This window comes from Pseudomonas sp. YL2 (assembly GCF_023063025.1).
Classification (GTDB): domain Bacteria; phylum Pseudomonadota; class Gammaproteobacteria; order Pseudomonadales; family Pseudomonadaceae; genus Aquipseudomonas; species Aquipseudomonas putida_A.
This window is the reverse complement of sequence record NZ_JAJSLU010000021.1, coordinates 36,328-60,761: the sequence shown is the minus strand read 5'-3', so window position 1 is coordinate 60,761 and position 24,434 is coordinate 36,328. Positions and strand designations below refer to the sequence as shown.

The 24,434-nt window shown below is 59.7% G+C and carries 19 protein-coding genes; 8 read left to right on the top strand and 11 right to left on the bottom strand.

What is annotated here, in order from left to right:
- Positions 1-34 precede the first annotated feature (34 nt).
- From LVD08_RS24220 to LVD08_RS24200, 5 genes are all read right to left on the bottom strand, one after another.
- A complete protein-coding gene (locus LVD08_RS24220; protein WP_003222380.1) occupies positions 35-736 on the bottom strand; it encodes an ABC transporter ATP-binding protein in 702 nt (233 codons plus the stop codon).
- Positions 737-1,504, bottom strand: coding sequence for a high-affinity branched-chain amino acid ABC transporter ATP-binding protein LivG (livG, locus tag LVD08_RS24215; protein WP_007969480.1), 768 nt, complete (start codon positions 1,502-1,504; stop codon positions 737-739).
- Entirely contained in the window at positions 1,501-2,757 is a 1,257-nt protein-coding gene (locus tag LVD08_RS24210; protein ID WP_007969481.1) for a high-affinity branched-chain amino acid ABC transporter permease LivM, read from the bottom strand. Before LVD08_RS24210 ends, livG begins: the two co-directional genes overlap by 4 nt.
- The gene (gene livH, locus LVD08_RS24205; protein WP_047601144.1) at positions 2,754-3,677 is read right to left on the bottom strand and encodes a high-affinity branched-chain amino acid ABC transporter permease LivH; all 924 of its coding nucleotides are present in this window, start codon (positions 3,675-3,677) and stop codon (positions 2,754-2,756) included. Before livH ends, LVD08_RS24210 begins: the two co-directional genes overlap by 4 nt.
- Before the next feature lie 230 nt (positions 3,678-3,907).
- Positions 3,908-5,035, bottom strand: coding sequence for a branched-chain amino acid ABC transporter substrate-binding protein (locus LVD08_RS24200; RefSeq protein WP_047601142.1), 1,128 nt, complete (start codon positions 5,033-5,035; stop codon positions 3,908-3,910).
- 351 nt (positions 5,036-5,386) lie between these two features.
- Here LVD08_RS24200 and LVD08_RS24195 point away from each other — a divergent pair, with 351 nt between their 5' ends.
- On the top strand, positions 5,387-5,692 hold the full coding sequence (locus tag LVD08_RS24195) for a DUF2288 domain-containing protein (protein WP_027614383.1): 306 nt from the start codon (positions 5,387-5,389) through the stop codon (positions 5,690-5,692).
- Positions 5,693-5,987: 295 nt separating this feature from the next.
- Here the strand turns inward: LVD08_RS24195 and LVD08_RS24190 are convergent, their stop codons facing one another.
- Entirely contained in the window at positions 5,988-8,186 is a 2,199-nt protein-coding gene (locus tag LVD08_RS24190; RefSeq protein WP_247269440.1) for a hypothetical protein, read from the bottom strand.
- Between the two features lie 195 nt (positions 8,187-8,381).
- Between LVD08_RS24190 and LVD08_RS24185 the strand changes: the two genes are divergently transcribed.
- Positions 8,382-9,278 carry an NAD(P)-dependent oxidoreductase gene (locus LVD08_RS24185; protein ID WP_247269439.1) on the top strand — a complete coding sequence of 299 codons (897 nt, stop codon included), beginning with the start codon at positions 8,382-8,384 and terminating at the stop codon, positions 9,276-9,278.
- On the opposite strand, the gene LVD08_RS24180 is transcribed toward LVD08_RS24185, so the two are convergent.
- Entirely contained in the window at positions 9,169-11,451 is a 2,283-nt protein-coding gene (locus LVD08_RS24180; protein ID WP_247269438.1) for a putative bifunctional diguanylate cyclase/phosphodiesterase, read from the bottom strand. The two genes, LVD08_RS24185 and LVD08_RS24180, sit on opposite strands and share 110 nt — an antisense overlap.
- A gap of 148 nt (positions 11,452-11,599) precedes the next feature.
- A complete protein-coding gene (locus LVD08_RS24175; RefSeq protein ID WP_027614387.1) occupies positions 11,600-11,968 on the bottom strand; it encodes a YkgJ family cysteine cluster protein in 369 nt (122 codons plus the stop codon).
- 301 nt (positions 11,969-12,269) lie between these two features.
- Between LVD08_RS24175 and LVD08_RS24170 the strand changes: the two genes are divergently transcribed.
- Entirely contained in the window at positions 12,270-13,619 is a 1,350-nt protein-coding gene (locus LVD08_RS24170) for a spinster family MFS transporter (RefSeq protein WP_247269437.1), read from the top strand.
- 364 nt (positions 13,620-13,983) lie between these two features.
- Here the strand turns inward: LVD08_RS24170 and rapA are convergent, their stop codons facing one another.
- Complete coding sequence (gene rapA, locus LVD08_RS24165; protein WP_247269436.1) at positions 13,984-16,830, bottom strand: RNA polymerase-associated protein RapA; 2,847 nt, start codon at positions 16,828-16,830, stop codon at positions 13,984-13,986.
- A 252-nt stretch (positions 16,831-17,082) separates the two neighbouring features.
- On the opposite strand from rapA, the gene LVD08_RS24160 reads away from it, so the two are divergent.
- The 3 genes from LVD08_RS24160 to ccoM all read left to right on the top strand — a co-directional run bounded on the left by LVD08_RS24160 (position 17,083) and on the right by ccoM (position 17,960).
- Positions 17,083-17,424, top strand: a complete 342-nt coding sequence (locus LVD08_RS24160; RefSeq protein WP_003222394.1) for a hypothetical protein — start codon at positions 17,083-17,085, stop codon at positions 17,422-17,424.
- Positions 17,425-17,536: 112 nt separating this feature from the next.
- Positions 17,537-17,698, top strand: a complete 162-nt coding sequence (locus LVD08_RS24155; protein WP_096797040.1) for a hypothetical protein — start codon at positions 17,537-17,539, stop codon at positions 17,696-17,698.
- A gap of 148 nt (positions 17,699-17,846) precedes the next feature.
- The gene (gene ccoM, locus LVD08_RS28155) at positions 17,847-17,960 is read left to right on the top strand and encodes a cytochrome c oxidase subunit CcoM (protein ID WP_003222396.1); all 114 of its coding nucleotides are present in this window, start codon (positions 17,847-17,849) and stop codon (positions 17,958-17,960) included.
- A 1,087-nt stretch (positions 17,961-19,047) separates the two neighbouring features.
- Here the strand turns inward: ccoM and LVD08_RS24150 are convergent.
- Together LVD08_RS24150 and LVD08_RS24145 are read right to left on the bottom strand one after the other, a co-directional pair.
- Positions 19,048-20,523 (bottom strand): inorganic phosphate transporter, encoded by a 1,476-nt coding sequence (locus tag LVD08_RS24150; protein ID WP_003222397.1) that lies wholly within the window; start codon positions 20,521-20,523, stop codon positions 19,048-19,050.
- Between the two features lie 377 nt (positions 20,524-20,900).
- A complete protein-coding gene (locus tag LVD08_RS24145; RefSeq protein ID WP_003222398.1) occupies positions 20,901-21,101 on the bottom strand; it encodes a hypothetical protein in 201 nt (66 codons plus the stop codon).
- 653 nt (positions 21,102-21,754) lie between these two features.
- Here LVD08_RS24145 and pcaR point away from each other — a divergent pair.
- Positions 21,755-22,597, top strand: coding sequence for a pca regulon transcriptional regulator PcaR (pcaR, locus tag LVD08_RS24140; protein WP_007963153.1), 843 nt, complete (start codon positions 21,755-21,757; stop codon positions 22,595-22,597).
- A 294-nt stretch (positions 22,598-22,891) separates the two neighbouring features.
- On the top strand, positions 22,892-24,238 hold the full coding sequence (locus LVD08_RS24135; RefSeq protein ID WP_027614391.1) for an MFS transporter: 1,347 nt from the start codon (positions 22,892-22,894) through the stop codon (positions 24,236-24,238).
- Positions 24,239-24,434 lie beyond the last annotated feature (196 nt).

The window sequence follows — 24,434 nt, the reverse complement described above, 5'->3', positions numbered from 1 at the left end:
GGCCCGAGGGCCGTTTTTCTGTTCAGCGAAAGCCTCAACCGCCGAGGTACGCCTCGCGCACTTTCGGGTCGGTCAGCAGCGCTTCACCGGTGCCTTGCATCACCACGCGGCCGTTCTCCAGAACGTACGCACGGTCAGCGATTTTCAGCGCCTGGTTGGCGTTCTGCTCGACCAGGAACACCGTTACACCGTCCTTGCGCAGCTGTTCGATGATGTCGAAGATCTGCTGGATGATGATCGGTGCCAGGCCCAGCGACGGCTCGTCGAGCAGCAGCAGTTTCGGCTTGCTCATCAGCGCCCGGCCGATGGCAAGCATCTGCTGTTCGCCGCCGGACATGGTGCCGCCGCGCTGGTTGAAGCGTTCTTTCAGGCGCGGGAACAGGCCGAGGACCTTGTCCATCTGCTCCTGATAGTCGCCCTTGTCGGTGAAGAAGCCGCCCATGGACAGGTTCTCTTCGACGGTCAGCCGGGCGAATACCCGACGACCTTCCGGCACCACGGCGATGCTCTTGCGCATGATCTGCGACGAGTCCTGGCCGACCAGCTCCTCACCCATGTAGCGGATGCTGCCGCTGTGCGCCTGCGGCGAACCGCAGAGCGTCATCAGCAGCGTGGACTTGCCGGCACCGTTGGCACCGATCAGGGTCACGATCTCGCCCTGGCGGACTTCGACGTTGACGCTATGCAGGGCCTGGATCTTGCCGTAGAAGGTGGAAACGTTTTCGAACTGCAGCATTTACGCTTCCCCCAGGTAGGCTTTGATCACTTCAGGATTGTCGCGGATCTGTTCCGGCGTACCGTCAGCCAGAGGTGTGCCCTGGTTGATCACGACGATGTGGTCGGAAATGCTCATGACCAGTTTCATGTCGTGTTCGATCAGCAGCACGGTGACGTTGTGCTCTTCACGCAGCACGCTGATCAGCGCCTTGAGGTCTTCGGTTTCCTTCGGGTTCAGACCGGCGGCCGGTTCGTCGAGCATGAGGATCCGCGGACGGGTCATCATGCAGCGGGCGATTTCCAGACGTCGTTGCTGACCGTAGGCCAGGGTACCGGCGGTACGGTTGGCGAACTCTTTCAGGTTGACCTTTTCCAGCCAGTATTCGGCGTATTCCATGGCCTCGCGTTCGCTCTTGCGGAACGCCGGGGTCTTGAACAGGCCGGACAGGAAGTTGGTGTTCAGGTGACGGTGCTGGGCGATCAACAGGTTCTCGACCGCCGTCATGTCCTTGAACAACCGCACGTTCTGGAAGGTGCGCACCACGCCCTTGAGGGCGATCTTGTGCCCCGGCAGGCCCTGGATCGGCTCGCCGTCCAGCAGGATGCTGCCGCCCGAGGGCTGGTAGAAACCGGTCAGGCAGTTGAACACGGTGGTCTTGCCCGCGCCGTTCGGCCCGATCAGCGCCACCACTTGTTTTTCCTTGACGGTCAGGGCCACGCCATTGACCGCCAGCAAGCCGCCGAAGCGCATGCTCAGGTTTTCGACTTTAAGGATCTCGCGGCTCATTTTCGCAACTCCATGTGTGGGCGTTGCATCGGCAGCAGACCTTGTGGACGCCAGATCATCATCAACACCATCAGCGCACCGAACATCAACATCCGGTATTCGCTGAACTCACGCATCATTTCCGGCAACAGGATCATCACCACGGCCGCGAGAATCACGCCCAGCTGCGAGCCCATGCCACCCAGCACGACGATGGCGAGGATGATCGCCGACTCGATGAAGGTGAACGATTCCGGCGTCACCAGACCCTGACGGGCAGCGAAGAAGCTACCGGCGAAACCGGCGAAGCTCGCACCCAGGGTGAACGCCGACAGCTTGATGATCGTCGGATTCAGACCCAGTGCACGGCAGGCGATTTCATCTTCACGCAGCGCTTCCCACGCACGGCCGATCGGCATGCGCAGCAGGCGGTTGATGATGAACAGCGCTGCCAGCGCCAGCAACAGGGCAACCAGGTAGAGGAAGATCACCTTGTTGATCGAGTTGTATTCGAGGCCGAAATACTCGTGGAAGGTTTGCATGCCTTCCGCCGCTTTGCGTTCGAAGGTCAGGCCGAAGAACGTCGGTTTCTCGATGTTGCTGATGCCGTTCGGACCACCGGTGATATCGGTCAGGTTACGCAGGAACAGACGAATGATTTCGCCGAAACCGAGGGTCACGATCGCCAGATAGTCACCGCGCAGACGCAACACGGGGAAGCCCAGCAGGAAGCCGAACGTCGCCGCCATCAGGCCGGCAATCGGCAGGCAGATCCAGAAGCTCAGGCCGTAGTAGTGCGACAGCAGCGCGTAGCTGTAGGCGCCGACGGCGTAGAAGCCGACGTAACCCAGGTCAAGCAGACCGGCCAGACCGACGACGATGTTCAGACCGAGGCCGAGCATCACGTAGATCAGGATCAGCGTGGCGATGTCCACCGCACCACGGGAGCCGAAGAACGGCCACACCAGTGCACCGAGGATCAGCGCAATGATGATGTAGCGTTGCGTGGTCGGCAGGGTCAGGAAGTTGCTGGCTTTGGCCGGGATCAACGGCAGGCCCGGCGAGGATTTCCACGCCTTGCTGATCTGCTGGTTGAACAGCACGCGCAGGAACATCAGCACCGAGCACACGGCGATGGTCGCCAGAATGGCCGGGCTGGTGCCGTGCACTTCGAGGTTGATGCCGACGATGGTCAGTTTCAGACCGAGTACCGGGTAGGCCACGGCCCACACCAGCAAGGCACTGAACAGTGCCTGTTTAAGATTCCTAGTCATACTTTCTCAACCTCCGGACGGCCCAGAATGCCGGTCGGACGGAACAACAGCACCAGAACCAACAAGCCGAAAGCCACGACGTCCTTGTACTGGTCGCCGAAGATATCGGCGCCAAAGGCTTCCGCCACCCCGAGCACCAGCCCGCCGAGCATGGCGCCGGGGATGCTGCCGATCCCGCCGAGTACCGCAGCGGTGAAGGCCTTGAGGCCGACGAGGAAACCGGCGTTGGGGTTGATCACGCCGTACTGCATGCTCAGCAGCACAGCGGCAACGGCTGCCAGGGCAGCACCGATGACGAAGGTCAGGGCGATGATGTTGTTGGTGTTGATGCCCAGCAGGTTGGCCATCTTGATGTCTTCGGCGCAGGCACGGCAGGCGCGACCCAGGCGAGAGCGGGAGATGAACAGCGTCAGGCCGAGCATGGCGATCAGGGTCACCACGAACACCACGATTTGCATGTAGGAAATCAGCACTTCATGTGCGCCACCTGGCCCGATGGAGAAGTTGCCGGGGATCAGGTTGGGGATGGATTTGTCCTTGGAGTCTTGCGCGAGCAGAACCGTGTTCTGCAGGAAGATCGACATACCGATCGCGGAAATCAGCGGGATCAGACGGTTGCTGCCGCGCAGGGGGCGGTAGGCGATCCGTTCGATGCTGTAACCGTAGGAACTGGTGACGACGATGCTCGCGATGAACGCGGCGGTCATCAACAGCGGGACGTTGTCGATTCCCATCATGGCCAGCCCTGCGATGGCGATGAACGCCACGTAGGAACCGATCATGTACACCTCGCCGTGGGCGAAGTTGATCATTCCAATGATGCCGTAAACCATCGTATAGCCGATGGCGATCAGGGCATACGTGCTGCCAATGGTCAGGCCATTAACCAGCTGTTGGAAGAAGTGATAGATGTCAGGCATTACAACGCTCCTAAAAACCTGATACGCATTTCACTGGTGGAGTCATTTTCCCGCCCGGCCCCGTGGATCTTTATCCACTTCGAATCCGGGTTTTGCCAGCGAACCGCTGATGACGGTTTTGAGATTTTCAGGTGGGGAGACTGGCGGATCACGCCAGCGCGGCCCATACATTCGTAAAACAAAGCCCACGGCACGCCGTGGGCTTTATTGGCAGTCAGTCAGGGCGCGCCTTACTGAGGCGAAACTTCAGTTTTCGGTTTGCCGAAGTGCCACTCGTAAACCACAAATTTGAAGTCCTTCAGGTCGCCCTTGGCGTCGAAGCTCAGGTCGCCGGTAGGGGTCTTGAAGGTGCCGGCGTGGATGGCTTCGGCCACTTTGGCCGCGTCTTCGGATTTGGCTGCCTTGATGCCTTCGGCAATCACTTCAACCGCCGAGTAGGAAGGGAACACGAACGGGCCGCTCGGGTCTTCTTTCTTCGCCTTGAAGGCATCAGCCAGGGCAACGTTGGCCGGATCCTGGTCGAAGGATTTCGGCAGGGTCACCAGCAGGCCTTCGGAGGACTCTTTGGCGATCTGCGAAATGGAGTCGTTACCCACGCCTTCCGGACCCATGAACTTGGCTTTCAGGCCTTTTTCCTGGGATTGACGCAGGATCAGACCCAGCTCCGGGTGGTAGCCGCCGTAGTAGACGAAGTCGACGTTGGCTTGCTTGAGCTTGGCGATCATCGAAGAGAAGTCCTTGTCGCCGGCGTTGACGCCTTCGAACACGGCGACTTTCACGCCTTTCTTCTCCAGGGTCGCTTTGACTGCGGTAGCGATGCCTTCACCGTATTGCTGCTTGTCGTGCAGTACGGCAACGATTTTCGGCTTCACGTGGTCGGCGATGTAGTTACCGGCGGCAGGGCCCTGGGCGCTGTCCAGACCGATGGTGCGGAAGACCATTTTGTAACCACGGGCGGTGATGTCCGGGCTGGTGGCAGCCGGGGTGATCATGATCACGCCTTCGTCTTCATAGATGTCCGAAGCAGGCTGAGTGGAGCTGGAGCACAGGTGACCGACCACGAACTTGACGCCGTCGTTGACGACCTTGTTCGCCACCGCTACCGCTTGTTTAGGATCGCACGCGTCATCGTATTCAACAGCTTCGAGTTTCTTGCCATCGACGCCGCCCTTGGCGTTGATCTGTTCGATGGCCATTTTCGCGCCACTGAACTGCATGTCGCCGTATTGGGCTACAGGACCGGTTTTAGGCCCGGCGATACCGATCTTGATGGTGTCAGCGGCGAACGAATGGCTGGCAACCCCGGCCAGAACCATAGCGGCAAACAGTTTGGAAATCTGCTTAGTAGCCTTAGTCATAGTGCTCCACTCTTACTGTTGTAATTTTTTTGAGTTCTGGCGCCGTAGCAGCAGAACCGGGTCAGATATCTTTGCGATACCCTCCGGAAATGCCCCCGGCAACTGTACCGGTACAGTGTAGAGCGCCGGTTGTTGGCCTGGGAAGCAGGCGCCGAGGGGCAAAACTTGGGGGTGTCGCATTTTTGAATGAAAAAGACAGAATTGCGGCGGGGCTTTCGCGGGCATATATCCCAAACACCAGCATTCCTTGGCGTTCCTGCTCTTTTCGTTCGGTGAAGCCATTTGCAACCGGGTTTTTCTGCCGGACCACCGACGTTATCATTCGCGTCGATTTCTTTTCCGGACAGTCCCATGAATCAAGAACCTAGCACCCTCTATGCCAAGCTGCTTGGTGAAACCGCATCTATTACCTGGAAAGAGCTGGAGCCGTTCTTCGCCAAGGGTGCCCTATTGTGGGTCGACCCAGCCCTGGATTTGATCGCCGCCGCCGAGGCCGTGGCATCGGATGATGGCGAGAAAGTCGCCGCCTGGCTGGCCGAGGACAAGGTCGCCAAGCTCTCTGAAACGCGGGCGCTGGATATTTTCGAGCGTGATCCGCAGCTATGGGCGGTGGTGGTGAGTCCATGGATTCTGATCCAGGAAAGGGCGGCCGTCTGAGCTTGTGCACCTTTGTAGTGCGCCTGGCCAGCAGCGAAAAGTGTGTAGCCGAGTAGCGTGATGGCACGTTGCCGTAGAGAAAGGCCACAAGCGTGGGTGGCCTCACGGTGACGTAAACGTAACGGGAACAGTTTATTGAGCAGCCTGAGGGCTGCTTAATTGTTTCTGGATGTTGGAACGGCTGAGATTTTCAGGGAATTTGAGGGCCTCATCGCGAGCAGGCTCACTCCTACAGAGGAACGCATTCCAACTGTAGGAGTGAGCCTGCTCGCGATAGGGGCAACTCGGATCTGGATCAGGCCGAGTAAGTCTTCCCGGTATGGTTATTCAGCGAAATAACCTTGGTCTTGCCGATCCGGTGACGGTAGATCTCGCGCAGGTACTTGATCGACTTCTTCACGCAATCGCGCGACAGGCGAATGTCGTTGATCGAGACGAACTTGTCCTTGTCGTTGATCAGCTCGCGGTACTTCTTCTCGTACATCGGCTTGATCGCGTACCAGTTGGTGTCGAGGATCTTCGCCGGGTTCTCGAACTCGTTGAGCAGATCGTCGATGCGGCCTTCGTCGAAGTCTTCATTGATGATGAAGTCGAGGATCGAGTTGTCCAGAGTCTCGTCAAAACGGTACGGGGTCTTGGCGAAGCAGCGCTTGATGAACGCCACGATCAACGTCAGGAAGTCGTCCGACAGGCACGGGCTCTTGGCGATCAGGGTGGTCAGCGACAGGTTGGCCGAGGCACCGATCACCAGCGCATAACGCTTGAGCGTGGTATTGGGGAACAGGCTGTTGAGGTGGGTCTTCAACCGGTTCAGGTCCATGTACGACAGCTTGTAGTCTTTGGGCAACGAGACGATCGAGACCACCGACGAGCAGTTCTTGAAGAAGTGCAGGTCGTGCAGCGCGGCGGCGTCGTGGCCGGAATTCTTGTACTGCTCCAGCGAGGCGCGATAGCGCTTGGATTCGATCGGCAGCAGGCTGATGCCTTCGATGGCCTGGGTGACTTTATTGAAGTGCGGCAGGTCGATCGAACGGAAGAACAGGTCATCGATGTTCAGACGCTGTGGCTCTTTGTCGAACACCTTGAACTTGTCGCTGCTCGGTGGCGGGGTTTCCGGCACCACCGATTCGGCGTAGGCAATCGCAACCGGGCCGGCCAGACTCATGAACAGGTCGTTGGCATCGAGGCGAATGGTTTCGCCGATGTCGATGCCGGCGCGGCGGAAGTAGTTCTGGTCGTAGTCGGTGGTCACCGCCTGCGCCGTCAGAATGTTGAAAATCTGCTGCGAGATGTACTGGTTGGCGTGCTTTTCCATCGCATTGACATCAATGTTCTGGATGTTGCCGTCATCGCTCTCTTCGGCGTAACGCATGATGTCGTTGGAGATCAGCATCATCGCGTTCCATGGGCGGATACGGCCCATGACGCTGGCTTCGCTGCTGTCTTCATTGGCGAAGTTGTAGGAGAAATCCCATTCTTCCGAGAGGTATTTGCACAGCAGGCGTCCGGCGTTGATGTGCAGCGCCTCGGACATTTCACTGCGGTGATCGGAAATGTTCGGCAGCACGCAGATGCCGCTGGTGAAGATCGGCTCGAACACAAACGAATGCCCGCTTTTGCCGTCGTGTTCGTCCATCGGCTTGGTGTCGAACGTCTTGTTCATGTACGAGTGCTGCTGGGCCAGGCCGAACTCCGAGGCCATGCCCGAACCGGTACCGCCGCCGGCACTGAAGATCGAGAAGTACAGGCGCGACTGGTTGGCCTTGATGCCGCAGCTGTCGATCAGGTACGAGTGGATCATTTTCCAGTCAGGGCTGGAGAAGCGCTGGGTGTCCTTGTTGAGGATGATCTTCGCCAGATACTGGCCGAGGATCGGCGCGTTACCGGCGCCACCGGCGTGGACTTCGGACAAGTCCATGATTTTCATTTTGCTGTAGTCGCGCAGGAAGCCGCTTTTCTCGCCCTTGCGCGAGAAACGGATGCGCCCGGCGATGTCCTTGTCGAGGTCGCCCAGCATTACCAGCGGTTCGACGAGGAACACCGGTTTGCTCGACTTGTTCGGACCGATGCGCAGGTTGTTTTTGATCCACTGCGCCGGGCTGTAGCCCTTGTCGGCCAGACGCCGATCCGCCGCGCGGTCTTCATTGTTGAATTCGTTGAGGTAGAACTTGCGCGCGTTGTACACCAGCTCCGCGACATCGAGAGCGATGTTCGAGCCGCAGCGACCGAGGCCGATCAGGCACACCGACGGAAACTCCTGATCGTTGTGCTGTTCGTTGTCGCCTTCCAGGTGCGGTGGGCGCGGGAATACCAGATCGCGCAGCCCGTCGAGGTTGTCGAGGATGCGGTCGGTGTTGGTCTCGGTGTAGTACAGATATTGCTGAGTGCCCAGCGGGCGCGAGGGAGGCAATGGCTTCGATGATGACGGGCTGTTTGCGGCAGGGCTCAGGGTCAGATCGGATACCGCAGTGGCGGGATTGTTTTTAGAAGTCATTGTGCGCCATATACCTGGACTGGTTGGTCCGCTGACCAGTGTCAGCGAGCCTCACGGAATAAGATCTCGCGTCTTTTATTGCGCGAATTTGGCCCGGGCGTCAGGGGCTTGGCCTGATCGTCGCACGGGGGAATCCTTTCCTGATCGTTCATGAATCGGCCATTATTCAGTGATCTTTAATCAAAAAGAGGCGAAATGATGTCAACGCTCCCTTCGTTGGGTTTTGCCGGAATCGGCCTGATGGGCCTGCCGATGTGCCGCCGTTTGCTGGCTGCCGGCTACCCGTTGACCGTGTGGAACCGCAACCCCGCCAAGTGCGCCCCACTGGTCGAAGCCGGCGCCCGGCAGGTGGCAAGCCCCGCTGAACTGTGCGAACACGCGGACGTGGTGATGCTCTGTCTGGCCGACACGGCGGTGGTGCGCGAGGTGGTGTTTGGCGCCGGGGGTGTCGCTGAAGGTGCGAAAAGCGGCCAGTTGCTGGTGGACTTTTCCAGCCTCGAACCGACCGCTACCCGCGAGATGGCAACCGAGTTGGCCGACAAGACCGGGATGAGCTGGCTCGACTCACCGGTGTCCGGCGGCGTGGTGGGTGCCGAGGCCGGCAGTCTGGCGATCATGGTCGGCGGCGCGGTGGCGGATCTGGAGCGGGTGCACCCGGTGCTGCTCAACCTTGGTCAACGGGTCACGCACATGGGTGGCATCGGCGCCGGGCAGGTCACCAAGGCTTGCAACCAGATGATCGTCGCCTGTAATGCGCTGGTGATCGCCGAAGTAGTGGCGCTGGCCGAACAGGCCGGGGTCGATACGAGCCTGATTGCCGAAGCGCTGGCCGGTGGTTTTGCCGATTCGAAACCGTTGCAGATCCTCGCCCCGCAAATGGCCGAGAGCCGTTTTGAACCGGTGAAATGGCACGTGCGCACGCTGCTCAAGGACCTCGATACCGCAGTGAAATTCTCCCGCGAACAAGGCTCGGCCACGCCGATCAGCGGATTGGCCGCACAATTGATGCGCCTGCATGGGGCGCAGGGTTTTTTGCAGAAGGATCCAGCGACACTGGTACAAATGTACCGCGCGCCAGACTCAACGGATTGACCGCGTGCGAGTGTTTGCGCTGATTGATTTCTTCCAGCACCGGGCGTAACTCGTCCAGCGGCACCGGGCGGCTGAGCAGGTAGCCCTGAATGAAATCGCAGCCTGAGCGCTCGAGGAATTCGTACTGTTCCAGGCTCTCCACGCCTTCGGTCACCACCTGCAAATGCAGGGTGTGGGCCATGACGATGATCGCCTGGACGATCTCCATGTCGGCGGTCGCCGTGGGAATGTCGAGGATGAACGAGCGGTCGATTTTCAGCGTATTGAGCGGCAGGCGCTTGAGGTAGGCCAGCGATGAATAGCCAGTGCCGAAGTCGTCGATCGACAGCGACACCCCGAGGGCGCGAATCTGCCGCAGCAGCACCAGGGTGTTGGCGATGTTGCCCATCAGCGCGTTTTCGGTGACTTCCAGTTCCAGCCGTTCCGGCGCAACGCCAGCGCTGCGCAGTGCGCTTTCGATCTCATCGGCCAGCTCTTCCCGGGCAAGGTTGAGCGGCGAGCAGTTCCAGGCGATTTTCAGGTCGTTGCAGCCATGCCGCGTCAGTTCGCCAAGGTCAGTGCAGGCCCGGCGCAACACCCAGTTATCCAGTTCGGCGATCAGGCCATTGGTTTCGGCAATCGCGATGAAGCGATCCGGGGCCAGCAGGCCATGCACCGGATGCTGCCAGCGGATCAGCGCTTCGAGTTTGGTCACTCGACCGGTTTTCAGTTCGAAGATCGGTTGGTAATACAGCGTCAGCCCGTTTTCTTCGCGCAGGGCCTGGCGCAGTTCTTCTTCCAGTTGCAGTTCGAGGCTGGCGCGGGTCTTCATGTTGGCACTGAAAAAATGCAGGCCGTTACGCCCGGCGCCCTTGGATTGATACAGCGCCAGATCCGCGTGCTTGAGCAGTTCTTCGCAGGTGGTGCCGTCGTCGGGGAACAGGCTGATGCCGATGCTGGTGGTCATCACCATACGGCGGCCGGCCAGTTCGATCGGCTCCTTCATTTTCAGCATGATCCGTTGCGCCATGTTGCGCGCTTCCTCACGTTCGCGCAGGCTGATCAGGATGCAGAACTCGTCACCGCCGAAGCGGGCGACCACGTCTTCATGGCTGCGCACCGAGCCTTTGATGTGATTGGCGATGACTTTGAGCAGGGCGTCGCCGGCGTCATGGCCGAGGCTGTCGTTGATTCGCTTGAAGTGGTCGATGTCGAGAAACATCACCGCGAGCATGCCGCCTTCGCTGGTTTTCTGGTTGAGTTTCTCGGCGAAAAGCTGGTTGAAACCGCGGCGGTTGATCAGGTTGGTCAGCGCGTCGTAATTGGCCACTTGCTGCAATGACATCCGCGCCTGATCGAGCTGGCCGAGCAGGGCGTTGACCCGGCGCAGATCGTGTTCCTTGCTTTGCAGTTTCTTGTCGGCGAGTGCCGCGCTGATCGCGCTGCCGAGAATCAGCAGGATGATCAATGCGACGGTCAGGCCCAGTTGCAGGTAATTGGTTTCGCCGCTCAGGGTCGGTGCTGCCCCCTCGGGCACCACCAGATGCAACGCGGCCATGCCGGTGAAGTGCATGCTGATGATGCCGGCGCCGAGGATCACTGCGGCGGTGTATTTGAGCAACTGATGAAAACGGCCGCTGCCTTCACGCAGATAACCGGCGACCCACAGCGCGGCGAAGCTGGCGCCGATGGCAATCACGATCGACAGGCAGAACAGCAGCGGCTGGTAATACGCAGTGGCCACCGAGTGCATCGCCGCCATGCCGACGTAATGCATGCCGGCGATGCCCAGGCCAATAACGATGGCGGTTTTCAGGTATTGCATCAGCGAGGGTTGAGGCACGCTCAGGGTGTGCATCGCCAGCCATGAGGCGAGCAGGGCGATCACCAGGGAAAACAGAGTGGTGGCCAGTTCGTAATGGATTTCCAGCGGCGCCTGGAATGCCAGCATGGCGATGAAGTGCATGGCCCAAATGCCGCCAGCCAGGCAGGTGGCGCCGATCCAGCGCCAGACCCGTTGCGAACCCGGATCTTCGGCGTGGCCAACCCGCTCGGCCATGTCGAGGGTGGCAAAACTCGCGGCGCAGGCGACCAGATAGGCCACCAGCACCAGCAAGGGATTGTGTGTGCAATCGAGAATGACCTGCCCGCTCTGCGGCAGCTCGGTAACAAACTGCAAACCAAGCCACTCCATAGCATCCCCGTCTGTGAAGTCGTCCCTGCTGCGTCAGCAACGCAGGCGAATGAGAGGAGTATAGAGGCGGTTTTTGCCATGCAAGCGGTAGTGGCACATTGGCGCCAACCATTTCGGCATGAGACTTATAGCGATTGGCGCTAAACCATCAGGCGGTTTGGTCGTAAGGGATCTGATTCCATTCCGGTTCGAGCGGCGGCAAGCCGAAGCGGGCGCGCGCCTTGTCGCAATCGACATTCTGTTCGCCGTATTCCCAGGAAGCATCGAATTCGCGGCAGGGACTGGAGCGTTGCTCGTAAATCGAGCACTGCACGTTACTGCCCACTTCACCGATCAACGCCGTACACCGCGGCGATTTGCAGTCGGTGCCGTTCATCGCTACCCGACTGGGACTGATCTGCGTCACCAGTTCATCGGGCACCGTACCGCCGGAGGAGGCGCATTCACCCCAGAAAAAAGACACGCGAAAATGGGAACAGCAGGCACCGCAATTCAGACACGGACTGACTTCGGACATGGGGAGGGTATCAAAGGGGTTGATCGGCGAATCCGGACGGATCCGGCGGCTATTCTAGGCTTCGCCATGAACTTGGGAAGGGGGGCGCGAAAGTATTTTTTTGTAGCCGGGTTTTGCCGCGAAACCCCCGGTTTATAGGGGATTTCAGTGTTATCAAGGGCTTACGTTTCGTTACAGTGCCATGGCCCGTTATCAGGCTGACGAATGATCACAGACAGCCCCGGCAGGCCTGTCTAGATTGCAGGTTCCGGGCTCGGATGCGTCGGCAGTGAAGCCCACATAACAATAAAGAGACGGACCCATGCAGAACTCGACCCAAGCGGCGAATGCCTGGCGCATTCTGTTCCTGTTGTTCCTTGCCAACCTGTTCAATTTCTTCGACCGCACCATTCCGGCGATCATCATCGAGCCGATCCGCATGGAATGGCACCTCAGCGATTTTCAACTGGGAATCGTCGGCACCGCGTTCACCCTGGTTTATGCGATCGCCGGCCTGCCGCTGGGGCGCATGGCCGATACCGGTTCGCGCAGCAAACTGATGGGCTGGGGCCTGGCGACCTGGAGCGCGCTGACGGCGGTCAACGGGCTGGTCGGCAGTTTCTGGAGTTTTCTGCTGGTGCGCATGGGCATCGGCATTGGCGAGGCCAGTTACGCGCCGGCCGCCAACTCGTTGATCGGTGACCTGTTCCCGGCGCACCGTCGGGCGCGGGCCATGGGTATTTTCATGCTCGGCCTGCCGTTGGGCCTGTTGCTGGCATTCTTCACCATCGGCGCGATGGTCAAGGCATTCGACAGCTGGCGCGCGCCGTTCTTTATCGCGGCGGTGCCGGGGCTGATCCTCGCGGTGTTCATGTTCTTCATCAAGGAACCCAAACGCGGCGCGGCGGAAACCGTGCAGGTGTCCCAAGAGAGAGTCGACAAGCCTATCCGCCGGGTGCTGGCGGTGCCGACATTCCTGTGGCTGGTGATGGCCGGTTTGTGCTTCAACTTCGCCACCTATGCCTGCAACTCGTTTCTGGTGCCGATGCTGCAGCGCTACTTCCTGATGCCGTTGCAGGAGGCGGCGGTGGCGACCGGCGTGATCGTCGGTGTCACCGGGTTGATCGGTCTGACCCTCGGCGGCTGGATCGCTGACAAGATTCATCAACGAGTCGCCAACGGTCGGCTGCTGTTTGCCGGCTTCAGCCTGATCATCTCGACCCTGTGCACCGCGTGGGCGCTGCATGCCGGACGGGTCGAGATCGGCGTGTTCGTCGCGGTGTTCAGTGTCGGCTGGCTGTTTGCCTATAACTTCTACACCTGCGTGTACACGGCGATTCAGGATGTGGTCGAACCACGCCTGCGGGCCACGGCGATGGCGCTGTTCTTTGCCGGGTTGTACCTGCTCGGCGGCGGCTTGGGGCCAGTGGTGGTGGGGGCCTTGTCTGACCATTTCGCCAAGTCGGCGATGCTTTCGGCGGGGGCGGAGCAGATGACCGAGGCGTTCAAGGCTGTGGGGCTGCATGACGCGATGTACCTGATTCCGGTGGCACTGTTCTTCACCATGGCGTTTCTGTTTCTGGCGGCGCGCTGTTTTGTGCGCGATGCGCAGCGAATGAAGGAGGGGTTGGTGGCAGTGGTTGAGCCTAATGTTTCTGTGGCGACTGCATGATCGCCTTCGCGAGCAAGCCCGCTCCCACATGGGAACGCATTCCAAACTGCGGGAGCGGGCTTGCTCGCGAAGGGGCCATCAGCATCAGCTGATAAATAGCAGACAAAAAAGGCCCGCATCACTGCGGGCCTATTCATTTATAGCGCTAGAGCGGGGGACTTAACCCGCCACCAGCACCCGGATCGCTTCCAGACGCAATGCATCCAGCTCCCACATTCGACCGCATTGCTTCCTGAAACAACTCGGTCAACTGTGGGAGCGGGCTTGCTCGCGAAGGGGCCATCAGCATCAGCTGATAAGTAGCAGACAAAAAAAGGCCCGCATCACTGCGGGCCTCTTCATTTATAGCACTAGAGCGGGGGACTTAACCCGCCACCAGCACCCGGATCGCTTCCAGACGCAACGCCGCTTTATCGAGCATCGCCAGACCCAGTTCACGCTGCTTGCGCAACGCATCCAGTTCGCTGTCGCGCACGGTCGGGTTGACTGCTTGCAACGCGGTCAGGCGCGCCAGTTCTTCGTCGGTGTCCGCCGCCAGACGACGACGGGCCTCGGCCACGCGCTCGGCGTGACGCGGGGTGATCTTGTCTTCACCAGCGTTGATCCGTGGCGTCAGCTGATCGCGCTGGGCCTGGATGAACTTGTTGGCGCTGGCGCGGGGCACGCTTTCCAGTTGATCGTTCAAGGTTTCGAACGAGACCCGGGCCGACAGATCGTTGCCGTTGGCATCGAGCAGGCAGCGCAGGGCGGCCGGTGGCAGGTAGCGGCCCAGTTGCAGCGAGCGCGGTGCAACCACTTCGCTGACGTAGAGCAGTTCCAGCAACACCGTGCCCGGTTTCAGCGCCTTGTTCTTGATCAGTGCGACGGCGGTGTTGCCCATCGAGCCGGATAGCACCAGGTCCATGCCGCCCTGCACCATCGGGTGTTCCCAGGTGATGAACTGCATGTCTTCGCGCGACAGCGCCTGGTTGCGGTCGTAGGTGATGGTCACGCCTTCGTCATCGCCCAGCGGGAAGCTGGCGTCGAGCATCTTCTCGCTCGGCTTGAGGATCAGGGCGTTTTCCGAATGGTCTTCGCTGTCGATGCCGAACGCGTCGAACAGGGTTTCCATATAGATCGGCAGGGCGAACTGATCGTCTTGCTCAAGGATGTCCTCGACCAACTGATCGCCTTCGCCCGAACCGCCGGAGTTCAGCTCCAGCAGACGGTCGCGGCCGGTGTGCAGCTCGGCTTCCAGACGCTCACGCTCGGTGCGCGCTTCGTCGATCAGCGCTTGCCACTCACCGTCGTCGGCTTCTTCAAGCAGCGGCAGCAGGCGCGGGCCGAACTGATGCTGCAAGGCGTTGCCGGTCGGGCAGGTGTTGAGGAACGCGTTCAGGGCTTCGTGGTACCACTGGAACAGGCGCTCTTGCGGGCTGGTTTCCAGGTACGGCACGTGCAGTTCGATGATGTGCTTCTGGCCGATCCGGTCGAGACGACCGATACGCTGCTCAAGCAGGTCCGGGTGCGACGGCAGATCGAACAGCACCAGGTGGTGAGCGAATTGGAAGTTGCGACCTTCACTGCCGATTTCCGAGCAGATCAGCACCTGCGCGCCGAACTCTTCGTCGGCAAAGTAGGCGGCGGCGCGGTCACGCTCAAGGATGTTCATGCCTTCATGGAACACCGTGGCCGGGATGCCGGAGCGCACGCGCAGCGCGTCTTCCAGGTCCATCGCGGTTTCGGCGTGGGCGCAGATCACCAGCACTTTGGTGCGCTTGAGCATTTTCAGCTGATCGATCAGCCACTCGACGCGCGGGTCGAATTTCCACCAGCGCTCTTCTTCGCTGGCGTCCGGCTGGGCCTGGAAGCTGACTTCCGGGTACAGCTCGGCGTGATCGCCCAGCGGCAGTTCGAGGTATTCGTCCGGGCATGGCAGCGGGTACGGGTGCAGTTTGCGCTCCGGGAAACCCTGCACGGCGGCGCGGGTGTTACGGAACAGCACGCGGCCGGTGCCGTGGCGGTCGAGCAACTCGCGCACCAGACGGGCGCTGGCTTCGCTATCGCCATCGTTGACCGCAGTCAGCAGGGCTTCGCCTTCGTTGCCGAGGAAACCGTGGATGGTCTTGTGCGCTTCCGGCGACAGGCGCCCTTTGTCGAGCAGTTCCTGAACGGCTTCAGCCACCGGGCGATAGTTCTCGCTCTCGGCGCGGAACGCGGCCAGGTCATGGAAACGGTTCGGGTCGAGCAGGCGCAGACGGGCGAAGTGGCTGTCCTGACCGAGTTGTTCCGGGGTCGCGGTGAGCAGCAGCACGCCGGGAATCACTTCAGCCAATTGTTCGACCAGCGAGTACTCGGGGCTGGCCTTGTCTTCGTGCCACACCAGGTGGTGGGCTTCGTCGACCACCATCAGATCCCAGCCGGCGGCGAACAAGGCGTCCTGCGCCTTCTCGTCTTCGACCAGCCACTCCAGGGCAACCAATGCCAGCTGGGTGTCTTCGAACGGGTTGGTGGCATCGCTTTCGATGAAGCGTTCTTCGTCGAACAGCGCGACCTGCAGGTTGAAGCGGCGGCGCATTTCCACCAGCCACTGGTGCTGCAGGTTTTCCGGCACCAGGATCAGCACTCGGCTGGCGCGGCCCGAGAGCAGTTGGCGATGGATCACCAGACCGGCTTCGATGGTTTTACCCAGACCCACTTCGTCCGCCAGCAGAACCCGTGGCGCAATGCGGTCGGCGACTTCACGGGCGATGTGCAGTTGGTGCGCGATCGGTTGCGCACGCACGCCGCCCAGGCCCCAGAGCGAAGACTGCAACTGGCGGCTGGTGTGTTCCAGGGTGTTGTAGCGCAGGGAGAACCACGACAGCGGGTCGATCTGCCCGGCGAACAGACGATCGCTGGCCAGACGGAACTGAATGAAGTTCGACAGCTGGGTTTCCGGCAGGGTGACGGCTTCGTTCTGCCCGTTGAGGCCGTGATAGACCATCAGCCCGTCGACGTCGTCGACTTCGCGCACGGTCATCTTCCAGCCTTCGAAGTGAGTAATGGTGTCACCGGGCGAGAACCGTACGCGGGTGAGGGGCGCATTCCGTAGCGCGTACTGGCGGGTTTCGCCAGTGGCCGGGTAAAGCACGGTCAACAAGCGGCCGTCCTGTGCCAGAACGGTGCCTAAACCAAGCTCTGCTTCGCTGTCACTGATCCAGCGTTGCCCCGGTTGATACTGCTGCGCCATGCTGCCTGACTCCCACCTTGAAAAAGCGGGCTATCTTAACGGAATGCAGGCTTCAGGGCCAAAGATTACTGGGCAGAAGCTACCGCAGACAGCGATCTTCTGATCTTTGGAAACACTTGAGTTTTGTGATGTCCGATTAAAAGATCGCAGCCTGCGGCAGCTCCTGCAGTGCCAACCCGATCACAGATTTGCGACGGATGGCTCAAGGCGCCTTTGCCGCAGCCGATAGCCTGCTGACAGGAGACCCTTTATATGCTGCCACCGATGCTCCCCCTGAGCGCTGTGCCGATCACTTCCCAGCAGGATCCGATTCGCCAGCGGCCGGACATTCCTCCGGTGGTGCCGGTGCAGGAAAGCTCCAACGAAAGCACGATCGACCTGCAAAAACGCGACCCGGAAGAGGATCGACTGCTAGCGCGCGAGGAACAGCGCCGTCAGCAGGAACGTGATCGTCGCCGCCGCGAAGCCGACGAAGACCCGGAAGAGCATCTGGCCGTGCCGGGCACCGAGCTGAATGCCGACAACACCGTGCCGGTGGTGCCGCTGATGGAAGATCAGCCGCGTCAGGGCTTGTGGGTCGATATCGAGATCTGAGTCTGCTTATTTACATCAATTGTTGTCGAGCGCTGGCGTCAGGCTGCATGATTGGCGCAGTCCTGCCTCTGATGCGGCAGTTGTGTTTTCTTCAAGTGATGCGCTGAACGTCATGAGCCAAGATGAAAAACTGATCGACCTCGGCACCGAGCGCGCCAAGCGTGTGCATGATCTCAACGAAAAGCGGCTGAACGAAGTGCGCAAGGCCTTCGAGCAAGCCATGCCGTTGGGAAAAGCCCAGAAAAAGCCGAAAAAGAAACCGAAAAAGCGTTGATCTTCCCCTGCATCCTTTGATGCAGGTCAGTTATTTTCCCGCCTTTGCCTTCTGTGTTGACCGGACTTGATCCTGGTCAATTTCTGCGCCTGCGCGATTGGTTAACTTAGCTCCATCGCAGCAAAGCAGGGGCCAGGAGGCCACAGTCATGTTTTTCGATAACGTGGTGTTTGCCGGGGTTCTGACCGTAGGTCTCATGGTTCTGTTTTTTGCAGGGTTTGGATTTTTTATCTGGAAGGATGCGAATAAGCGCAAGAAGTAGGTCTTTCCGGGTTTGATGAGCACGCAAGGCATTTTGGGGCGACTTCGGTTGCCCCTTTTTTTGTGTCTTGGCGGCCTTTGGGCCGACCAGACTTTGGGTGTGCTTTGTGAATATCCGTTGCTGCGGTAACGGCGGCTTAGGGTTCCGCCCTTACGGCGGGTCACCTTTTCCAAACGCCGAAAAGGTAACCCAAAAGGCTTGCTCCTACGTTCGGCCCGCTCGCTGGGGCTCGGGGTCCCTTCGCTCCGGGATCGATCCGGGCGCAGCGCCTCCGGTTTGCTTCGCTGCACCTCCTCTCGCTGTGTTTGGCTGCGCCAAACGGTCGCTGCGCTCCCACCCCCGGATCAATCCCTCCACTCAGCCTTCCGATGTCGCCCGTGGATCAAGATCAAGAGCTGCAGCCGAGCTTGCGCTCATCCTGTTGAGTGGGGCGGCTTTGCCGCATGGGTTGTGCGCTTGCTCGCGAAGGCGGCCTGCCAGCCGACCAATCTCTAACTGAACACACCCAATCCCACTGTGGGAGCGGGCTTGCTCGCGAAGGCGGCCTGACAGCCGACCAATCTCTAACTGAATACACCCAACCCCATGTAGGAGCTGCCGAAGGCTGCGATCTTTTGATCTGGATCTGGATCTGGATCTGGATCTGGATCTGGATCTGGATCTGGCTCTGGCTCTGGCTCTGGCTCTGGCTCTGGCTCTGGCTCTGGCTCTTGCTCTGGCTCTTGATATGGCTTTTGATCTTCAGCCCCTTCGGCAGGCCGAGCGTAGGTGTCCATCAGGGGGTTAGGCGCGCAGCGCCATGCGGCGAAGCCGCATACATCGAGAGGAGGTGCAGCGAAGCAAACCGGAGGCGATGCCCCCGGATGGACACCGTAGCGAGGGAACACTGAGCCTAAGCGAAGTGCCGTACGCCGGGGGAAGCCTTTTTGGTTACTTTTTCGGCGTTTGGAAAAAGTGACCCGCCGTAAGGGCGGAACCGTAATCAGCAACCCCCGCAGCAATGGATATTCCCCCAATCCAACTCGCAGCCAAAACAAAAAAAGGCGCGATCCTCACGAATCGCGCCTTTCTCATGTACTGCGGTCTATCAGCTACCCAGCGCTTTGGATGCCAACCAGAACAACCCAGCCGACAACGCCACAGTCGCTGGCAAGGTCAGCACCCACGCCAGCAGGATAGTGCGAACAGTCCCACCCTGCAGGCCGCTCTTGTTGGCGACCATGGTGCCGGCCACGCCCGAGGACAGCACGTGAGTGGTCGATACCGGCAGACTGAAGATGTTGGCCATACCGATCAAGCTGGCGGTAGTGATCTGCGCCGACATGCCTTGAGAGTAGGTCATGCCCTGCTTGCCGATCTTCTCGCCGATGGTCAGTACCACGCGTTTCCAGCCGACCATGGTACCCAGGCCAAGGGCAAGGGCCACCGCCAGAATCACCCAGAACGGGGCGTATTCAGTGGTGGTGGTCAGGTCTTTGCGCAGTTTGTCCAAGTCAGCTTTTTCACGCGCTTCCAGGCCTGGCAGCTTGCCGACTTTCTTCGCGGTGTCGTCCAGGCACAGCAAGTAGCGACGGACTTCGATGCGGCTTTCCGAGGACAGCGAATGGTAGTCCGCTACACCTTTAAGGGTGCCAAGCAGGGCGTTGATGGTCGGTTCGGTCTGCTGCGGGTTGCAGCGGAATTTCTCCGGCAGATCGCCTTCAACACTTTTGCCCAGGGCCAGGAATTCGCCCAGAGAATCGGCATTGCGCTTGTAGAACTGGCTCAGGTGCAGGGTCGCGTCGCGGGTGCGTTCGATCTGGTAGGTGGTGCTGCTCAGGTCGAGGACGAACTGCGCAGGCACGATACCGATCAATACCAGCATGATCAGGCCGATGCCTTTCTGGCCATCGTTGGAACCGTGCACGAAGCTCACGGCCATGGCCGAGATTACCAGGACCAGGCGGTTCCAGAACGGCGGGTGCTTCTTGTCGTCGATCTTGCGGCGCTGTTCCGGGGTCTTGTGCATCTTCGACAGCGGGCGCCACCACTTCAGGCCGATCAGGATCAACGCGGCGATCAGGAAGCCAGCCATTGGCGAAAACACCAGCGAGGCGCCGATGTCGATCGCTTTCTGCCAGTTCACGCCGTCGGCCAACGGGATGTTGTTGATCAGGGCGTTGGCCAGGCCGACACCGAGGATCGAGCCGATCAGGGTGTGGGAACTGGAGGCCGGGATACCGAAGTACCAGGTGCCCAGGTTCCAGGTGATCGCTGCGGCGAGCAACGAGAACACCATCGCCAGGCCATGGCCGGTGTTCACATTGATCAGCAGTTCCACCGGCAGCAGGTGAACAATGGCATACGCCACGCCAACGCCGCCCAGCAACACGCCGAGGAAGTTGAACACACCGGAGAAGAACACCGCCAGGTGAGGCGGCATGGCTTTGGTGTAGATAACAGTGGCTACCGCGTTAGCGGTGTCATGAAATCCATTGATGAACTCGAAGGCGAGGACAAACGTCAGGGCGAGCAAGAGGCTCACAAGCACCCAAGCATCCAGTCCGCTGAATAAATCGATCATGAAGGTTTTCTGACCCGGTCATAAGGGGGCGCGATTATGCCAGAAAAGACTGGAAATCGATCCCCTACCTGCTCATCGGTAGCAATCAATGTCGAATTAAATTGTTGCAAGGTGCAATGCCCGAGCATGTTGCAGGGTTTTTCAAGTGTTTGATTAGCTTGAAAAAACCTTCGGGCAGCAGGCATTTCGTCGAGCGCCCGAGAGCCTCAAACGCCTGTGTGAAATATCTCTGAAACGAGTCAGACACGCTCCTTTCCCGTGCAGGCCGGGGGGAGGTGGGCCGCTGCCCGCGGATAGCGGGCGCGCAAGGCATGGTCGGGTCACCGTGCTTTTAGCCGGTGGCGACGCAGACCCTCGAAAATCTCAGGATCGCCCGTTCAGGGCTCTTCGGTTTTGAGTTCTTCTTCCATCTTTTTCAGTTCTTGCTGGAAAACCTGATCCTGAACGGTGGGGCGTTTGCGCCATGCCTTGCGTTCCGGTTCGGGTTGCGCGGCGTAGGTGGTGACTTCCCCGCCGTAAACTTCCTTGTAACGTTGTTCCTGGCGCTCAAGTTCCGCGCGCAGTTCGTCTTTCGTCACAGTGCTACCTGTTTGAGTTGAGATAAATATCTGGTGAAACGCACGGCAACGAGTCGATTGAACACGTCCACCAAAGGGCCATGCCGGGTCAGGCATTGGCGTTATCGGCAGGGCGATCAAGACTTCCATGTTGCAGGCGGCTACGGCACCAGATTAAAACTGACGCAGCATCAGTTTCCTGTTTCAGCAAGCGCGCTGGCGGTGCATGAATAATGAGCGTCAGGCGCTGGCCGGGCTGACGGCAATAGGCATCGGGTCAGCGGGCGGCACCCTCGGCCAGTGAAAACGTGGCGCCGCTGAGGTGCATTATAGCGGTCGATTCGGGAATGACTATCTTTGCCAAGTTAAAAACGGTTCGGGATGTGTGATCGTTTTGTTACTGACAAGTTTTATCGCTAGTTGAAATTCGCCGAAACCTTTTAAGGACTCGCGTTCAGTTTCTGGCGCCATTAAGTCGATCAACTAATGAGGCATGCGAAGTTGGATGAACAGGCAGGTGAATGAATGAAGAAGCCAAGAAGGACAGCGGCTGATGGATTGCGATAATCGGTCGGCGGTTCGATAATCGCCCAATCTTGGCGTCTCGACTCTTGTGCATCTGCTGGCGAGCCGCTTGTATAGCCATTGATCCGTGCCGGAAACAAGGACAAGAAATGAACGATCAAATGCGCAACTCCTTCACCTCCGTGGCGCCGCCGATCGTCGCTTCGCCGGCCAAACGCATCCAGGCGCTGACCGGCGATCCGGATTTCATGACCTCGCTGGCCCGTGGCCTGGCGGTGGTGCAGGCGTTTCAGGAGCGCAAGCGGCACCTGACCATCGCCCAGATCAGCCATCGCACGGAAATTCCCCGCGCTGCCGTGCGCCGTTGCCTGCACACACTGATCAAACTGGGTTACGCCACCACTGATGGCCGTACTTACTCGTTGCTGCCCAAAGTGCTGACTCTCGGGCACGCGTATCTGTCGTCGACGCCGCTGGCGGTGTCGGCCCAGCCGTATCTCGACCGCATGAGCGAGCAACTGCACGAAGCCTGCAACATGGCCACGCTCGAAGGTGACGACATTCTGTACATCGCCCGTTCGGCGACCACGCAGCGGTTGATCTCGGTGGATCTGTCGGTGGGCGGGCGTCTGCCGGCCTATTGCACATCGATGGGCCGCATCCTGCTGGCGGCGCTGGACGACACCTCGCTGCGCGAATACCTCGACCATGCCGAACTGGTGGCCAAGACCAGCCGCACGCTGCACACCCCCGAAAGTCTGCTCGAATGCCTGCAGGAAGTACGGCAGCAGGGATGGTGCATCGTCGATCAGGAACTCGAACAAGGCCTGCGTTCGATTGCCGTGCCGGTTTACGATGCGTCGGGCCAGGTGGTGGCGGCGCTTAATGTCAGCACCCACGCCGGCCGCGTCAGCCGTACCGAACTGGAACAACGCTTCCTGCCGGGCCTGCTCAGTGCCAGCCGCGACCTCAGCGCGCAGTTGTTCGCCTGATGAAGCTGTTCGATAAACGCACAGTGTTGCGTTTATCGAATTGACGCTAAAAGCCCCGGATCATTAATGTCGCGGCAGCGTCATCCGGCGCAGATTCGAATGAGCCTGCCGGATTGTCGACTCCCATAATAATGACAAGAGGCAACTCACCATGCGCATGCTCCCCGACTGTCTCAGCTCCATTCCCTGTTGCCGGATTCACCGCAACGCCTGATTTCGATCTTCTATTCTTGTGACCGTGCCGCTCTCTGGCCGGCCGCCGTTCGACTGCGTTTTTTGCGTGGAATAAAAATAATGAACCAGCCTCAGTCCGCTGTAGGTAACTGCCTCGACGTGCAGACCTTCATCAATGCCCAACCGATCTCGCGCTATCAGTGGCGGGTGGTGATTCTGTGTTTCCTGATTGTATTTCTCGATGGTCTCGACACCGCGGCGATGGGTTTTATCGCGCCGGCACTGTCCCAGGACTGGGGCATCGACCGCGCCAGCCTTGGCCCGGTAATGAGCGCCGCGTTGATCGGCATGGTCTTCGGCGCACTGGGTTCCGGCCCGCTGGCTGACCGCTTCGGACGCAAAGTGGTGCTGGTTGGCGCGGTGCTGCTGTTCGGCGCTTTCAGCCTGGCCTCGGCCTACAGCACCAACGTCGAGCAACTGCTGGTGTTGCGCTTCCTCACCGGCCTCGGTCTGGGCGCCGGCATGCCCAACGCCACCACGCTGCTCTCGGAATACACCCCGGAGCGCAAGAAATCCTTGCTGGTGACCAGCATGTTCTGCGGCTTCAACCTTGGCATGGCCGGTGGCGGTTTCATTTCGGCGAAGCTGATCCCGGCGTTCGGCTGGCACAGCCTGCTGCTGATCGGCGGGATCCTGCCGCTGATCCTCGCGGTGGTGCTGCTGTTCTGGCTGCCGGAGTCGGCGCGTTTTCTGGTGGTGCGCAATCGCGGCACCGACAAAGTACGCAAGACCTTGTCGCCAATCGATCCGGTCACCGTCGCGCAGGCCTCGAGTTTCAGCGTGCCGGAACAGAAAACCGTCAAGGCGCGCAACGTGTTCGCGGTGATTTTCTCCGGCACCTACAGCGTCGGTACCTTGCTGCTGTGGCTGACCTACTTCATGGGCCTGGTCATCGTTTATCTGCTGACCAGTTGGCTGCCGACCCTGATGCGTGACAGCGGCGCGAGCATGGAGCAGGCGGCGTTCATTGGCGCGTTGTTCCAGTTTGGCGGGGTGTTGAGTGCGGTCGCTGTGGGTTGGGCGATGGACCGCTTCAATCCGCACAAGGTCATCGGCACGTTCTATCTGTTGGCCGGGGTGTTTGCCTATGCGGTGGGGCAGAGCCTGGGCAACATCACGCTGCTCGCGACCTTGGTGTTGGTGGCCGGGATGTGCGTCAACGGCGCGCAATCGGCGATGCCTTCATTGGCGGCGCGGTTTTATCCGACTCAGGGGCGCGCGACCGGGGTCTCGTGGATGCTCGGGATTGGCCGCTTTGGCGCGATTCTCGGGGCGTGGATGGGCGCGACGTTGCTGGGGTTGGGCTGGAATTTTGAGCAGGTGCTGACGGCGCTGGTGATTCCGGCGGCGTTGGCGACGACGGCGGTGGTGATCAAAGGCATGGTGAGTCATGCGGATGCGACTTGAGTCGAGTCATTTTGATTTGCGTTGAATGTTCCGACGCCTTCGCGAGCAAGCCCGCTCCCACAGGGAAAACACATTGCAAATGTGGGAGCGGGCTTGCTCGCGAAGCTTTTGCTTGTGATTGATAGGGTGATAACAATCCGTTCGATAAACGAACACTCAGTCGATTATCGGATTGTTTGGCGATTTTCAGCGGCTT